11 protein-coding genes are annotated in these 16,085 nt (G+C 63.1%); 2 read left to right on the top strand and 9 right to left on the bottom strand.

Features of this window, described 5'->3' with window-relative positions:
• The first annotated feature begins 68 nt into the window (after positions 1-68).
• Positions 69-896: a hypothetical protein gene (locus tag LDH74_RS21950; protein WP_226042608.1), complete on the top strand. Its 828-nt coding sequence runs from the start codon at positions 69-71 to the stop codon at positions 894-896.
• Between the two features lie 11 nt (positions 897-907).
• On the opposite strand, the gene LDH74_RS21955 is transcribed toward LDH74_RS21950, so the two are convergent.
• The 5 genes from LDH74_RS21955 to LDH74_RS21975 form a co-directional block, all read right to left on the bottom strand.
• Positions 908-3,133, bottom strand: coding sequence for an ABC transporter ATP-binding protein (locus tag LDH74_RS21955; RefSeq protein ID WP_226042609.1), 2,226 nt, complete (start codon positions 3,131-3,133; stop codon positions 908-910).
• Position 3,134: 1 nt separating this feature from the next.
• The gene (locus tag LDH74_RS21960; protein WP_226042610.1) at positions 3,135-4,193 is read right to left on the bottom strand and encodes an ABC transporter permease; all 1,059 of its coding nucleotides are present in this window, start codon (positions 4,191-4,193) and stop codon (positions 3,135-3,137) included.
• A gap of 93 nt (positions 4,194-4,286) precedes the next feature.
• Positions 4,287-5,288 carry an ABC transporter permease gene (locus LDH74_RS21965; protein ID WP_226042611.1) on the bottom strand — a complete coding sequence of 334 codons (1,002 nt, stop codon included), beginning with the start codon at positions 5,286-5,288 and terminating at the stop codon, positions 4,287-4,289.
• Between the two features lie 489 nt (positions 5,289-5,777).
• Positions 5,778-5,972 (bottom strand): hypothetical protein, encoded by a 195-nt coding sequence (locus tag LDH74_RS21970; protein ID WP_226042612.1) that lies wholly within the window; start codon positions 5,970-5,972, stop codon positions 5,778-5,780.
• Positions 5,973-6,038: 66 nt separating this feature from the next.
• Positions 6,039-7,853, bottom strand: a complete 1,815-nt coding sequence (locus LDH74_RS21975; RefSeq protein ID WP_226042613.1) for an ABC transporter substrate-binding protein — start codon at positions 7,851-7,853, stop codon at positions 6,039-6,041.
• A gap of 358 nt (positions 7,854-8,211) precedes the next feature.
• On the opposite strand from LDH74_RS21975, the gene LDH74_RS21980 reads away from it, so the two are divergent.
• On the top strand, positions 8,212-9,585 hold the full coding sequence (locus LDH74_RS21980) for a pectate lyase (RefSeq protein ID WP_226042614.1): 1,374 nt from the start codon (positions 8,212-8,214) through the stop codon (positions 9,583-9,585).
• 1 nt (position 9,586) lies between these two features.
• Here LDH74_RS21980 and LDH74_RS21985 read toward each other — a convergent pair whose 3' ends face one another.
• The 4 genes from LDH74_RS21985 to LDH74_RS22000 form a co-directional block, all read right to left on the bottom strand.
• Complete coding sequence (locus LDH74_RS21985) at positions 9,587-10,552, bottom strand: pectinesterase family protein (protein WP_226042615.1); 966 nt, start codon at positions 10,550-10,552, stop codon at positions 9,587-9,589.
• A gap of 81 nt (positions 10,553-10,633) precedes the next feature.
• Positions 10,634-13,156: a PGF-CTERM sorting domain-containing protein gene (locus LDH74_RS21990; protein ID WP_226042616.1), complete on the bottom strand. Its 2,523-nt coding sequence runs from the start codon at positions 13,154-13,156 to the stop codon at positions 10,634-10,636.
• Between the two features lie 164 nt (positions 13,157-13,320).
• Positions 13,321-14,367 carry a Gfo/Idh/MocA family oxidoreductase gene (locus LDH74_RS21995; protein ID WP_226042617.1) on the bottom strand — a complete coding sequence of 349 codons (1,047 nt, stop codon included), beginning with the start codon at positions 14,365-14,367 and terminating at the stop codon, positions 13,321-13,323.
• 85 nt (positions 14,368-14,452) lie between these two features.
• Positions 14,453-15,988, bottom strand: coding sequence for a glycoside hydrolase family 28 protein (locus LDH74_RS22000; protein WP_226042618.1), 1,536 nt, complete (start codon positions 15,986-15,988; stop codon positions 14,453-14,455).
• Positions 15,989-16,085 lie beyond the last annotated feature (97 nt).

Here is a 16,085-nt window from a genome sequence, read left to right on the forward strand (position 1 = left end):
CTGTCGCGTCTCCCGGTCGGACAGTCGTCCCCAAAAGACTATTGAGCGGGTATGCGAACTACTACCGTATGGATCGACGTGCATTTCTCGTCGCGGCAGGCGTCGCTATCGCGGGCTGTACCGGCGGGTCGGAAACCGAGAGTCCGTCCGACGAGACGGGAACCGGTTCGGCGAGCGAAACGGGGGAACTGGCCGTCACCGACGTGTCGGTGCCCGGCACTGTCGGTATCGGCTCCACCGTCTCCCTCTCCGTGACGGTACGGAACGACGCGGACGCCGAGGAGAGCTACGAGTCGTCCGTCTCCCGTCGGATTCGCAACGGGGAGTGGACGGAACTTGACACGACGGTCGAGATTTCCGTCCCGGCCGGCGAGACGGTCACCGAAGACGTCGCGGTGCCTGCCTACGAGTATCTGGCGGCCGGAACGTATCGGCTCGACGACGGCGAGCATCTCGCTCGCACCGCATTCGTGAAACGCGAACTCGAGCTCGGCGAGTCGTACACGACGCCGAACGGCGTTCGGCTCACCGTCTCGGATGTCACGTTCCCCGACTCGTACACGTACGACACCGGCGACGGAACGGAGACCATCGATGCCGCCGAGGGCGAAAAACTCGCGGTCACGCATCTCTCCGCGGAGAACACGACGGACTCGACGGTCCGGACGCCGGGCACCGAGGAAGCGGTACTTCGTCGTGACGAACACGAGTTCGGCGACATGAGCTTCGACTCGAACGTGGACAAGTACACCGGTGGCGAACTCGAGGCCGGCGCGCGCATCGAAGGGAACATCGCCTCCGACGTCCCGGTCGACGAACGGCGCGAGGACCTTCGGGTCGGCTACGAGCAATCCTTCGAGGAGGGAGAAGCGATCGCCAATTGGTCGCTGACGTAAAGACAGCGCCGTTACCTGTTCTCGACGGCCGCCTCCTCGCCTTCTGCTTCTTCCGCCTCGAGTTCGGGGATGGGATCGCTGTCCCAGTACTCGTGGTCATCGACCGCTCGGAAGCACATCGCTTCGTGCGATTCGGCTTCCGAGGCGCCGACCGAGGACGGCGACTCTCGCGTACAGATCTCGCGGGCCTCCGGACAACGGGTGTGGTAGCGACAGCCGCTCGGCGGGTCCGTCGGATCCGGGATGTCGATTTCGCGGATCGGTGACTCCGTGCGCTCACCCTCCGTGTGTAGTTGCGGCGTCGCCCATCGGAGCGCCTGCGTGTAGGGGTGTTGCGGGTTGTGGATGATCTGTTCGGGCGGGCCGACCTCGACGAGTTTGCCCAGATACACGACGCCGATTCGACCGCCGGTCTTCTCGGCCATGTAGCGGGCGTTCGAGAGGTCGTGGCTGATGAACAGGTAGGACGTGTCGAACTCGTCTTGCAGCTGGATCATCAGGTCCATCATCTCGACGCGCAGCGACACGTCGAGCGCGCTCACCGGCTCGTCGGCGAGGATGAGGTCCGGGTTCATCAACATCGCTCGGATGAGCGCGACGCGCTGTTGTTCGCCGCCGCTGAGCTGGTGGGGATAGCGTTCGATGTAGTCCTCCGGCGGCGCCATTCCGACGTGTTCGAGCAGGCCGAGGATACGCTGTTTCCGGTCGTTCCCGTCGAGCTCGTTATTCCAGCGTTTCAGCGGCGCCTCGAGGATGGCTTTGACGCGCCGGTGGGGATTCAGCGCGCCGCCGGGGTCCTGATGGACGATCTGGAGTGATTTGCGTATCTCTCCCCACGACATCCCGTCACCGCCGTTGGCCTTGACGTCCCAGATGTCGTGTCCGCGGTACTGCACGGACCCGCCGGTCACCTCCTGGAGACCGACGCCGGCCTTCCCGAGCGTCGTCTTCCCGCAGCCGGACTCGCCGACGAGAACGACCACGTCCTGCTCGTAGATATCGAGGTCGACGCCGTCGACCGCCTTGACGGCGTCCGGATCGGAGAAGAAGTCGAAGAAGCCATTTTCCTGTTCGAAGTGAACCTCAACGTCCTCCATCGAGACGACGGGTTCCGCGTTGGGGTCCGTTACGGACCGGTCTGCGTGCTTGTCGTCGAAGCCCGGAATGTCCGGCGAACCGTACTCGGCCTCGTCGTACTCGTCGGTCATCGGAATCTCGTCCTCGGCCTGCTCCCAGTGGTGACAGTGGACGTAATGAGTCTCGTTGACCTCGTATGGACCGGGGTCCCGATCGCGACACTCCTCGGTAGCCAGCGGGCACCGGGGGTGGAACGAACAACCCTGCGGGACGTTAACCGGATCGGGAGCGCTTCCCTCGACCGGTCGCATGGCCTCGATCGGGGAGTCGAGGTTCGGGGTCGACTTCAACAGTAATCGCGTGTAGGGGTGGGTGGCGTGCTCGAGGATCTCCTCGGTGTCGCCGAGTTCCGCGAACTCGAAGGCGTACAGGACCCCGATCCGGTCGGCGATGTCGGCAACGAGCGGCAGGTCGTGCGTGATGAAGACGATGGAGAGGGCGTACTCCTCTTTGATCTCCTCGATGAGAGAGATGATCGAGCGCTGCATCAGGAGGTCGAGCGCCGCCGTCGGCTCGTCCATCACGAGCACCTCGGGTTCCAGGATGAGCGAGAGCGCGATGAGCGCTCGCTGTTTCATGCCGCCGGAGAGCTCGTGGGCGTAGGCGTCGAGCACCCGTTCGGGATCCATATACAGATCGCGGAGAATGTCGTGGGCGCGCTCCATCCCCTCCTCGATGTCGTGGTCGTGGGCATCGAGCGTCTCCACGAAGTGCGTCCGGATGGGGCGAACGGGGTTGAACGAACTCATCGCCCCCTGGAACACCATCGAGATTTCCTCCCACCGGAGCTGCCGCAGTTCCTCCTTGTTCAGATCGAGGATGTCGACGTCTTCGCCGGGCGTCGGATGGTACGTGATATCGCCCTGTAACAGGCCGGGATCGACGACGGCGTCGAGGAGGGCGGACGCGAGCATCGATTTGCCGCTCCCGCTCTCGCCGACGACGCCGAATATCTCATCTCGTTGGATGTCCAGACTCACGTCGTCGAGGACCTGTGACGTGCCACGGTCCATGTCGAACGTGACCGACGCGTTCCGGATTTCCAGAATCGGGTCCGCTTGTTTTAGTCCGCTTTCGTAGTTGTCTTTGGAAACAGTCATGTTAGAGACCTCCAGTCTGACCGCCGGCACCGGGTGCTTCTTCGACTTCTTCGTCGACCTCGCCGGTCGTCTTCTCGTGGCGTGCCCGGACGCGCGGGTTGAACACCCGGTCGAGGGACTGTCCGAGCAGGATGAGGCCGATAGAGATGACGACGATCGAGATCATCGGCACGAGGAACCAGTGAATCGCCGCCATTCGTGTGTGAGCGTTGGCACCGTACGCGAGGTTGAGAATACTCCCCCAGTTGAGGTTCTGGAAGGGGAGAATCCCGAGGTAGTACAGTGCGACGGCCTCGAAGATGACTCGACGCCCCGCGTTGGTGAGGTTGATGACGACGAACGGCATCAGGTGCGGGATGATGTCCTTGAACACGATGGTGCGCGTCGGGAGTCCCAGCGAGCGGGAGGCCTCGACGAACTCCTCCTGTCGGAGGGTGAGCACCTGCGAGCGAATCGAGCGGGCGAGGCCGCCCCACGCCGCGACGCTCAACAACAGCCCGACGGCCCACGGGTTACCGAGGAGGGAGTCGGAGAACATCAGCCCCAGCACCATCACGAGCGGGAAGCCGGGAATGTTGATGAACACGTCGGTTATCGAACTGAGTACCGTGTCGGTCATGCCGCCCTTGTAGCCGGCGACGGAACCGACGACGGTTCCGATCGTGACGGTCGAAACCGCGCCAGCGGCGACCATCTTCAGAATCGTCGACGTGGAATAGATCGTCTGTGCCAGCAGGTCACGGCCCATGTCGTCGGTCCCGAGCGGGTACTCCCACGACTGGAAGGGTAATACGAGGGCCTCTCCCTCGAGGGGCTCAGTCTGCTCGATGAAGACCGGGCCGAGAACGCCCATCAGGAGATACGTGAGTACGATGGTGAACCCGATCCGCGCCCGCCAGTCCGTCCAGATAATGGCGATGGGTGTGTAGACGTACGCATCGTAGAGTTTCCGGAGTTTATCCTTCCGCGTCTCCTCGTACTCGGAGACGACGTCGAACGGTGACGCGTCGTCGATCGCACTTCCGCCGTCGGTCATGGGTTCGTCGGTGTTATCTGTCATCGGTCCGTTCCATCGTGTCGGCTGTTGTTCGAACTGCGTCCCATTGCTATCGCATCCGTGTTCGGTCTTGCCGCTCGGACCGGTGATGTGGTCTCAGTACGATTCATTGTTCTGTCCTCCGGCGCGCGGATCGACGAACGAGTACGTCAGGTCGGCGATCAGCAGGGCGAGCACGATCGCGACCGTGATGACGACGAAGCCGCCCATCATCAGCGGGTAGTCGCGCTGTTTGAGCGCGCTGAACAGGTAGAATCCCAGTCCGCGGTACTGGAACACCCGCTCGAGGACGACGGAGCCGCCGAACATCTCGCCGATGCTGATGAGGAACGTCGTGTACATCGGAAGGACGGCGTTTCGGGCGACGTACTGCGTCGAGATCCGGATATCGGAGAGGCCGCGGAGGCGAGCGACTCGGAGGTAGTCCTCACCGAGGACACGGATACTGTTCCCGCGCATTCCGAGCGAAGCGACCCCCGACGCGACGAGCATCGAGATAATCGGCAACGCGGCGTGGTTGATGATGCCGGTTATGTACGCCCACGTGAATCCGGGATCGACACTGGCCGGCTGCCGACCGCCCGACGGGAAGGGGCCGTGGTAAGCGAGAAAGATCAACAGGAGAATCGCCATCACGTAGTACGGAATCGAACCGATGACGACGGCGTAGGACGTGAGCCCGACGTCCAGTTTTCCGCCCTCCCAGTACGCCATTAACGCGCCGATGGCGATACCGAGGAAGAAGCTGATGAACACGGCCCAGCTCAGCACGAACAGCGTCCACGGGAGCGCCTCGGCGAGAACGTCCGTCACGGGTTTCGCGTAGTAGATCGACTCTCCGAGATTCCCCTGCAGCATGTTGATGCTGTACTCGACGTACGCCTCGTGGATTGGTTGGTCCGGATCGATGGTGAGCCGGGCGTCGATGAGGTTCTGTATCTGTGTGGGGTTGTACCCCTGTTGTGCCAGTCGGGTGACCATCGATCCCATTATACTCCCCGGCATCAGCCGAACGAGGGCGAAAGAGAGCGTGATGACCGCCCACACCGTAAATACTGTCTGGCCTAATCGCCTTATACGCCAGTCAATGGATACCATAGTTCGATGTAGCACATATTTCCGGGTCATTCCTAATGAACGTTCCCATCCGCTTCCGGGGAAGCGGACCGGCGATCGACTCATTTCAGCGGCCGGCGGGCACAGTGGGAGACATGGCGGGACGCGTCACTCGACGCGCAGTCCGCTCGAGCCGTTGTCTCGGAGCGTCTTCCCTCGCTTTGCTCCACTCGGTCCGCACGGAGAGGCTGTGCACGTGTGTGAAACGTATCGCGAGGGCGAGCCGCCTGCGTGTCGGGCTGACCGCGGCAGCGATGACTGCTCCGTTCGACCGGCGAAAGCCGCCGTCGAATCGACGATCGAGGCTCCCGCTGGCCACGTCGACTCGCCGCTCCTTCCAGTGACGCCGCCGCGACCACGCGAACCCTCACGGAAGCGCTCGGAACCCCGCTCTCTTCGGAATCATCGGCCGCGAAATCGGTCTCCGGTATCGAATGACTCCGCGCGGGCCGATCCGCTTCGAGCCGGCTCTCAGAACGGATCCCAACCGGTATAAATCACGATGACGCTCGCGATGAAGCTGAGGACGACCGGGATGAGCGTTAACTGTGCGACGATGTACGAGCCAGTCCCCGGCTCGCCCGCGAGCAGCGAGAAGGCGAGCAACAGGAAGAACACGACGGCCAGTGCCAGAACGACCTGCGATATCGATTGGAGGAAGCCCATACGCCCACATGCGGCTACACACTAATCAAACCACGATAAAAAGTACGGCTGGGGTATCGTATCGACTTACTCGCCGCCGACGTATCGAATCGTCCCGTCTTCCATCTTCGGTGCGATGTACAGCGCGTCGTCCACGCCGTTGATGATCGAATCCTGTGCGTCGATTTCCCAGTTGCCGCCGTCGTACGCACCGGCGTCGGGCTGGAACATCGCCTCCATCTCGGGGAGCGTCTGGTTCCACCACCACATGAGTTCCTTGTGGTACTGCTCGTCGCCCGTAATCTGCCACTGGCGGATGTGGTTTTCGACGTTGATGGTCTTGGTCCCGTCGCCGCCATCGGGGTCGCCGACCGGCATCGGGATGTCGCGTTCGGGCTGGTAGTGGGTGATCGATTGGATCCAGTTCGGCACGAGATCGAGCGTCCACATCGCAGTGATACCGTTCGCGGACGAGCCGTCGGGCATGACGTGGTAGTCGCCCGCCGACCGACGCTCGTCGAGGGTCGCGCTGTCGACCTGCTCCTGTTTGATGGCGACACCGAAGTCCTTCAGGTTCTGTATGAGGATTTGGTGATCCGGACGTTCGATACCGCTCATCCAGTTGATTTCGAACCGATCGCCGTTCGGACGGTACCAGTTACCGTCGTCTCGCTGGTAGCCCGCGTCGGTGAGCAGTTCGGTTGCGCGCTCGGTGTCGTTCTGTCCGTAGAGGGTAAAGTCCTTGACCCACTCGGCTGCGGGGTGGTCTCCCTCGGCGAGAATGTTCCCGGGAACCCGACACGGTCCCCACTCGAAGGGTCGGTTCACGCCCTGGAGAAGGCGCGGTAGTTCCTCGCGGTCGAACACGTGACAGACCGCCTTTCGGACCCGAACGTCTTCGAACGGCGTGTCGTAATTGTGGCCGTGGCCGCAGTTGAACGCGAACAGTTTGTTTGAGGAGAGCGTCTCGCGGAACAGGGTGTGTCCCTCCGGCATACGCCCCTGGAGGTCCTCCTGAACGGGGAAACCAGTGTGTGCGGCGTCGACTTCCTGGGCGGAGTACGGCTGGGTCGGTTTCCCGCTCTCGTAGAGGTCGAGCCTGTACTCTTTCAGGTCGATGTTGCCGGAGTGGGGGTGGTCCTCGTACACCTCCATGACGACGGTGGCGTCTCCGATTTCCGAGACCTGAAACGCACCGTTACCGACTGTGTCCTCGCTGAGCGCCGGTTCGCTACTCGTCGTGATCTCCTGGAGGACGCTGTTGTCCTCCTCGTCGAGGCGCGTCTTCCATCCCTCCCACGGCTCCTCGCCGCTCTTCGTGAAGATACCGCGTCCCTCGCGGCCGGCGAGGTCGGCGGTGGCGTTCTGGAGCGCCCAACTCTCGTCGAGCGCGTCGTGGAAGTTCACGTGAAGCGTCGTCTCGTCGACCGCTTCCGCGGACTCGACGAGCGGGTGGGGACGACCGCCGTCCTCCGCTTGCATCGCGAGAATGCCGAGCGCGATGTCGAACTGGAGCGCCCAGTCCTGTGCGGTAACCTGATCGCCGTTGTGCCACGTGAACTCATCGCTGAGGCGGAACTCCATCGTCGTGTCCTCCACCATCTCCCACTCCTGAGCGATGATGGAATACCCCTCGTTCGACGCGGGGCTGTGGACGACCGCCCGATCGAAGATGTTCGCACCGGGGTGCCAGCAGCCGCTCTGCGTGGGGTTCCACGGGTTCAAGTGGCGGTTCGCGGGCGCGGTTCCGCCAGTCGTTGGGTCGAATACGTTGAATGTTCGGCCGGTACTTTCCGAACCGCCCCCCATACAGCCGGCAGCGAGGGCGACGCCACCTGCGGCGCCGTATCGGAGAACGTCTCGTCTACTCGTGTCATCGAGCCAGTTGTTAGACTCTGGCATAGTCCATTGTCAGAGACAACCACATATATAATTAAGGATTATTCGCGGCGATCTGTTCTTCACCGGCACCCTGCTCACCAAAATTCTGCTGCGATGTCGAAACGAGTTGCTGCGGCGCGCGTCTCCATCCGCGGTCATCGCGCGGTCCGCCCGTACTACTCGAAGATGCGTGCGTCGTCGAGGTTCCACGCGGTGAGATACGCCCGCTCGAGTTCGACGAGTTCGACGAACAGGTCGCTCGAGACGGAGCCCCCCTAAAATAGTTCGTCTCCCTGTCACGGCCGCCGGTTACGCGCCGTCGTCGCCGTCGTCGACGGTTCCTGAAAGGTTTAACATGAAGAGTCTCATCTTGCGTGGCATGGCATCAGGTGACAGTATCAACCGTACCGACGAGAGGGGACCGCTCTCCCGGCGCCGACTGCTCGCGCTCTCCGGGGTCGGCCTCGCGGGCGGTCTCGCCGGCTGTAGCTCGAGCGAGTCCGACAGCGATCCGACGGATTCGAGCGATTCGACGGACTCCGGACCGAGCGGAACCGAGACCGAAACCGGCTTCGACGCCGTTCTCGCCGAGTCCCCGGGCTCGAGCATCGCGCCCGCCGACGGGTTCGCGGACACCTCGTGGCTCGACGGCGACGCGGCGGTCGTGAAAGTGACGAATCTCGAGGCGTCGGGAGAGGGCTCGCTTCGCTGGGCGCTCACCCGGCCCGGCTCGACGATCGTCATCTTCGAAGTCGGCGGCGTCATCGACCTCGAGCGAGAGCACCTCGAACTGTCGCAGTCCGAGACGTTCGTCGCAGGGCAGACCGCACCGTCGCCCGGAATCACGCTCATCCGCGGGGCCGTGGACGTAAACGCCGACAACGTAATTCTCCAGCACCTCCGGGTCCGGCCGGGCGACGACTTCGATGGACCGACGCAGTTCGACGGCATCAACAACGGGGGCGGGTCGAACGTCGTCGTCGACCACTGTTCGGTGACGTGGGCCACTGACGAGAACCTCTCGACGTCCGCCGGTCCCGCCAACTCGAATATCTCCTATACGAACAACCTCGTCGCGGAGTGTCTCGCCGACTCGCTTCACCCGAAAGGCGTCCACCCATACGGATCGCTCGTCAACGACGAGAGCAAGCGCGTGTTACTGGGGGGAAACTGCTGGGCGAACAACCTCGCTCGCACTCCCCGCCTGAAGGGGGGAACCACCTCCGTCGTCGCCAGCAACGTGATGTACAACTTCGAACGAGCGACGAACCTCGGCGGCGGCACCGAGGAGGAGACGCTCGCCACTATCACGGGGAACTACTACCGCGCGGGTCCGAACACTCCGCAGAACGATCCGATGATTGGCGCGACGTTCACCGACGCGGAGGGCTCGATCGAGGCGTACATCGCGTTCAACACGACCGATCCGTCGAGTATGTCCGTCATCGACGCCGGGGCACAACTCACTCGCGTCTCGAGTCGTCCGCTCTGGCCTGAGAACCTCTCGGCCGGAACGAGCGGCGTGTACGACTCGGTTCTGGAAACCGTCGGCGCGCGCCCGGCCGACCGGACCGAACACGACGAGCGCGTGCTGACCGACGTTCGCGAACGGACCGGCGACTACATCGACAGTCAGTCGGAAGTGGGCGGCTACCCCGACCTCGAGGCGACCGAACGCACGCTCGACGTGCCCGACACCGGGCGCGCCGAGTGGCTCGCCGAGTTCACCGCCGCCGTCGAAGTCGCTTCGTGACTCAGGACGCGTCCTCGAGTCGCGTCGTCGGATCCCACCCGTCGAACACCGTCTCCAGTGAGGTGTGCTCGGCGGCCTCGGCGTCCGTGAGTCGGTCGGCCCACTCGACGCGCTCCTCGGGGACGTAGCCGGGGCCGCTATTCTCGTATTCGGCGTACGTGGCCGTCTCCTCGTTGTCCGGGTCGCGCCAGTTGTGCCATCCCGCCGGTTTGATGTGGTCGTCGAGAGAGCAGTTCACGAAGACGGTCTTCGCGTACGGTCGCCACGGACGGCCTAGATAGAAGGCGTTCGACGGTGCGTCACCGGTTACCTTGCAGTCCGTGAACACGTAGCCGTAGTCGGATTCCTCGGGCGTCGAGGCGGCCGTGACGTATCCCTTGTCGCCCACGCAGAATATCTCGCAGTCCTCGAAGACGGCCGTCGCCCAGCCGAAGACGAAGTCGACGCGCCCCTCGATGTAGCACTCGCGGTAGTACTGCCGGGTATCCTCGCCGTACGTGTAGAGGGTGTCCTGCCAGCCGACGAAGCGACAGTTCTCGAAGACCGCCCGGTCGGCGTCTACCCGGACCGCGACCGCCTGTGCGACGTGGTCGGCGTCGTTCTCGAAGGTGACGTTCCGCGCAGTGAACCCGTCGCCGTTGACGAAGAAACTCGACGATCCCGTCGTCCCGATCTCATCGCCGTTCACGTCGGTTACGTCGGCGTGATCGTCGTAGGTGAGCACCGTTTCCTCGGCACCGGCCCCGACGAACGTGACGTTCGTCTTCTCCGCCGGTAGAACGAGTTTCTCCTCGTACCGTCCCGCTTCGATTCGGACGACGGTCTCCGACGGGTCCCGGTCGGTAACCGCGTCGATGGCGGCCTGTACTGTCTTGTAGTCGCCGCTCCCGTCGTCCGCGACCACGATGTCGTACTCCGTCGCTGCTCGCCGCTCCGATTCGTCGTTCGTTTCTGGGTTCCGTGTCATGTTCTCCGCGCCGCTGGACGGCGTTGTCACGTCCCAGATCGGGCACCGATAAAAAGGAATCGACGGAATGATCCGTCGTCGTCAGTCGCGGCGGTACAGCAGGAAGCCGGCGGCGAGCAGTGCCGTCAGCGCGACGGAAATGCCGAAGCCGGGCGTGCCATCGGAATTCTCTCCATCGTTGCTGGAGTCGTTCCCATCGTCATCGCCGCTGGTATCCCCGCCGTCCGAGCTCTCGACGGTGTAGTCGAAGCTAGCGGACAGGTGGTCGCTGTCCTCCGCCGGGTACGGATCGTCGGAGATCGGGAAGTCGTACTGTTCGTTGTCGTTGCTGTCGGTGTGGACCAACACGTACAGCGTGGTGTCCTCAGTCACGGCTTCGCCGAGGTCGACCGACAGATCGGTGTGGGTTCCGGTCTCCAAGTAAGCGGATGAACCGACCGTTGCGCCGGTCGGCGATCCCCTATGAACGGAGACGAACCCGCCGTCGCTTAGCTCGAGCGAGTCGATGGTGATGCTCTCGCCGTTACCGGACTGACCGGAGACGCTGATGGTTCCGGACGGCGGCTCGACGATCTGGCCGTCCGCCTCCGCGACCGTCACCGGCGTCTCGTAGTCGCTGGGCAGGTCAGCCACGATGCGTGCCTCCGCGTGGAGTTCCGTTCCCTGCGGGATGTCGCTCGTGTCGAAGGTCGCGGAGATCGTCCCCCACGGGTCCGTGTTCGGGCCGTCACAGCAGATCTGTTCTCCGAGCCCGTCGAGCGTCATCTCGCCGGTGGACTCGTCGAAGTCCTCGCCCTCCGCGACGAGCCTGATGTCCATCGCGGTACCGCGAGCCATCGTGGAGTTGAACGTTACTTCCGCTTCATCGGATTGGGTCAACTCGAGGTCGTCGGTCGCGAGGACTGTCTTGCCCTCGACGATTTCGAAGGTGATGGTCTCCTCGATAGTCCCCTGCGCTTCGGTTTCGATGGAGAGGGTCGCCTCGAACTCGTCGCCGATTTCGGGTTCGACCTTCTCACCGTCCTGGAAGAAGACCATATCGTTCAGCTTGAACGAGAAGAACAGCCCCGTCTGTTCGGTCCCGTTGTAGAGACGCGCATCGGAGGAATCGTTGTCCGGTGCGAGGAACACGCCGGAGCTGTTCTGTTCGAGGTCCAGCGTCTTCGGCTCACCGTTCGCGTTCGTCTGCGTCACATCGAGCGAGAGCGGTGAGTTGGTGAACTGCTCGACGGGGTCGGCGCCCGGTGACTTCTCGATCGCCGGGAAGACTTCGGTCCCCGTCTCGTAGTGGAGGAACATCTCGTCGAAGTACGGCTGCTCGACGTTGACGTTCTTTGCGATCGTGGAGTCGCCGGAGAGGTGGCCGTCACCGACCTGATTGGCGATGGCGCTGGCCTCCTTGTGGTCCGGGTTCGTGTACGCGATCGTCAGGGGTTTGGAGTCCCTGATGACCGTGTCCTCGATGGTGTAATTCGGGTCGATGACGTCGTCGACCGTCATCGTCGTGGAACCGAGGAGGTGTTCGAAGTCGCCGCTTCCGCGGCCGCCTTCACCGTACACGTACACCTCGAGTTCTTGGTTCTCCATGCCGGCGAGGTTGAACGTCGCGGACACCGTACCGCGCGGCACGGTGCCTGGGTTCGAGACGTCGCCAATTTTCATGTTACCCGTGACCGTGGTCTCGGCCGTCTGATTCTCGCCGTCTTCGGGAACGACGACCATCTCGACGTCCGTGTTGGCGCTGAGCGAGGACTCGCCTGCGACCTCGGCCTGGCCGGTGTTCGGCGCGCTGGCGTCATCCGCGAAGACCGCGTCGCCCTCGACCATGTCGAACGTGACGTCCTGGCTCTGGCCGTGGATGTCGATCTTCGCGTTGTACGATTCACCGGTCTCGAAGCTGGCTTCCTCGCCGTTTTCGTCCAGCGTCGCGCGGTTCGGATCGATCCAGACGTAGAGGCTCGTGTCCGGACCGCCGTCTTTCATGTAATCTGTCTGGACCTCTTCCGTATCGGCGAGGACCATAACCGGCGGAATCTCCGGTCCGGTGGGCGCGGCGACTTCGGCCGGCTCGAAGTTCTCTTGGTTCTCGGCGATGTCGAGCGTCTTATCGCCGCCGTCCTGGCTGATCTCGAGGTCCCAGTTCTCGTTCTCGAGGAATTCCTGCGTCACGACGCCGTCCTCGGCGGGGTCGTCGGAGGCGGGCTCGAGTTCCTCGAGCGTGTCCGCGCTGACCTCGATGTTGAGCGCGACCATGTCCCACTTGCCATTGGGGTTCTTCGCCGTCGAGTTGTCGACCGCGATGTGGTCGTCCCCTTTGGCGTTACCGAACATGTGGATGCCGTTCGAGTCGTTCCCCTCGTACTCGTTTGGCGGAACCGGGTACGGGCCGTTACCGTCGCCGTCATCGCGGAACCAAGAGACCGTCATTACCTTGAGACTGTCTTCCTGGACGTCCGCCGACGACTGAATTGCCGACGACATGTTCGCCGTAGTCGTCGCGTCCGTACTTCCCGCCGCCCCTCCTACGGAGGCGGCCGCGAAAACCGATACGATCATCAGCGTCGCGAGAATCGCTGCTCTCAGCTTCGTATGTAGTTCTGTCATGGATGTCCTGTGGGTCCATCCCTATCATATGAGCAGTTGTGTATATAGATTGTGTTACGTTCTATCATCCACCAATCGATATGAGTGACTGTAATTACCGCGTTTACGAAAAGCGTAGAATAACCGATGATCGGTGCGATACATACTATTTCCGGCGACCCGCACTACTCGAAGACGCCGTCGAGGAAGGGAAACTCCTCGTCGATATCGACCCGCTCCTCCCGGCGGCCGGACTCGTAGGCGGCCATCGTCACGACCACTGCCTTGAGCCCGTCGTACACCGTCGCGGGCGGGTCGGTCCCCTCGACGATGGACTCGAGGAACGCGCTCCCCTTGCTCAGCCGGCGGCTGTAGCCGAAGTACGGGTCGCGTTCGGTCCCTTCGTCGTCGATGGTATAGCCCGTCCGGTCGTCCCACTCGCGGCCCTCGAGGTAGACTGCGCCCTCCTCATCCCAGATGTGGACGTGTTCGCGCGTCCGAGCGACGACGCCCGTATCGGAGACGTTCGCCATCGCACCGTTCTCGAACTCGATGTTGATAGTCGATTGCTTGTCGAATATCTGCTCGTCGTCGTGGAATTCGACGTTCGCGTTGACCTCGGTCGGCTTCAAGCCCGTCGTCCAGAGGATGGCGTCGATGACGTGGGTGCCCACGTTCAGCAGGTGGCCGCCGCCGCTGAGTTCCGGGTCCATCCGCCAGTCGTTCATATTCTCGTAGTATGACTGCCAGTCGTGAGTGATCTCCCCGGTAATGAAACGGGGATCCCGATCGCCGAGCGCCCAGCGCTCGCGGGCCATGTGGTAGGCGGGATTGAAGTGTCGCTGATAGCCGACCATCACGACGTCGTCGCTCTCCTCGGCACGCCGAGTCACCTCGTAGGCGTCCTCGACGTTCGTGGCGAGGGGCTTCTCGCAGAGCACGTGGAGGTCCGCGTCGAGGGCCGCAAGCGTCTGGTCGTAGTGGAGCCCGTTCGGCGTCGCAATGCCGACCGCATCGAGCCCTCCCTCTTCGATCATCCGTTCGTACTCCGTGTACTGGCCCGTCTCCGGAACGTCGAACTCCTCGCCGACGTCCGCCAAGGCCGCCTCGTTCACGTCCGCGAGCGCGACGAGTTCCGAGCCGTCCAGTTCGACGAACTGCTCCGCGAGCCGTCGTCCGAGGCTCCCGATACCCACCACACCGACAGTGATCGCGTCTGAGTCTCCGGTCATTACCTGATACTCCGACAGTCAAAACGGAAATAGTTGTATGCTCACGGTCGGTACCTCGCCCTCGGCCGCTCGTTATCGATACCGCTCAGTTCTCGTCCTCGACGATGACGCCGTCCTCGGCGTCGATACCGGCCGCCAACGAGCCGTGATTGCCGGCGAGCGAGACGACGCCCTCGCCGCCAGCTTCGAGGAACGTTTCGGGGGACTTCGCCCCGTCGCAGCCGCTCACGACCGTCCGATCCACGTCCTGCAAGACGACGGCTGGGCCGGAGTCGGCCGTCACCTCGAGATCGTCGAAGGTCACGGATTCGGTTTCCTCGAACGTCAGCGCCGGGCCCTCGGGGGTCCGAATCTCCACGTTCGTAAACGAGATATCGTCGATGGACTTGCAGAACAGCCCGTGGCGCTGTTCGTAGTTGCTCGCCATCGCGGGGCTCAGATCGGAGGCGCCGAGATCCCGCGTTGCGTCGATTTCGACGTTGTCGAAACTGATGCCTTCGAAGTGCTGTTCGGGCAGGCCGGCCAAGAAGGCGGCGCTCTCCACGTCGCGGGCCGTGATGTCGTGGAAGTTTACGTTCCGGACCATCGGCGTCCCCTCGTCGACGGGGATCTCGTCGCTGTCGATGTCCATGAAGTAGTAGCCGTTGATGACGAACGGACACGCGACGTGGCGCATGACGATGGTGTCGAAGCGGAGGTCCTCGACGACGGCTCCCCGGTCGCGTTGGGTTTTGATGCGGATCCCGCGGTCGGTGTTGGTGAACGTACAGTTCGACACCGTCACGTCGCGCACGTCACCGGACATCTCGCTCCCGATGACGACGCCGCCGTGGCCGGCCTCGACGGTGCAGTTCGTTACGGTGATCTGGGCGGCGGGGATACCGACCTCGCGACCCTCCTCGTTTTTCCCGGACTTGATACAGATGGCGTCGTCGCCCGCGTTGATGTACGAGTCACTGATGCGGACGTGCTGTGAGGAGTCGATGTCGATGCCGTCGCCGTTCGGCGCATCTGCTGGGTTCGCCACGTTCACGTCGTGGAGCGTGACGTTGTCCGAGTAGACGACGTGGGTGTTCCAGAACGGCGAGCGCTTCAGCGTCACGCCAGAGACGGAGACGTTCTCGCTGTCGTACACCTGAAACAGCGGGGGGCGGAGCGTGAAACTGCTCACGTCGTCTTCCTTCTCGTTTCGTTCGCTGAACTCGGCCAGTCGCTCTCGGAGTCCGTCGGGTATCTCCGACTCGTCGGCCTCGTAGAACTGCCACCAGTAGTCGCCCTGGCCGTCGATGGTTCCGCGACCCGTAATTTCCACGTTCTCGGCCTCGTACACCCGAAGACACGGGTGGAAGCCGACCTGATCCCACCCTTCCCAGCGGCTCTTCGCGCTCGGGAACGCCTCGTAGTCGCGGACGAACAGCAGCGTCGCCCCGGCGTCCAGCTGGAGCGTCGTGTCGTCGCCGACGACTAGCGGCGCGCTCAAATACTCTCCGGGAGGGAGACGGACCGTTCCGCCGTTCTCGGCCGCCTCGTCGAGCGCCGACTGGAGTACCTCCGTGTCCCGTCGCTCTCCGTCGCCCGTCGCACCGCGTTGCCGTACATTGATACTGGCCGTAGATACCATGCCCCACCGTTCCAGTAGTGTACGAATAAGCGTTGTGCTGTGCCGTCAGTCGGCCGCCGCGGTCCGGTCCGGCCGCCCATATATTGGGAGGCTATTA

Source organism: Natrinema sp. DC36 (genome assembly GCF_020405225.1).
Classification (GTDB): Archaea; Halobacteriota; Halobacteria; order Halobacteriales; family Natrialbaceae; genus Natrinema.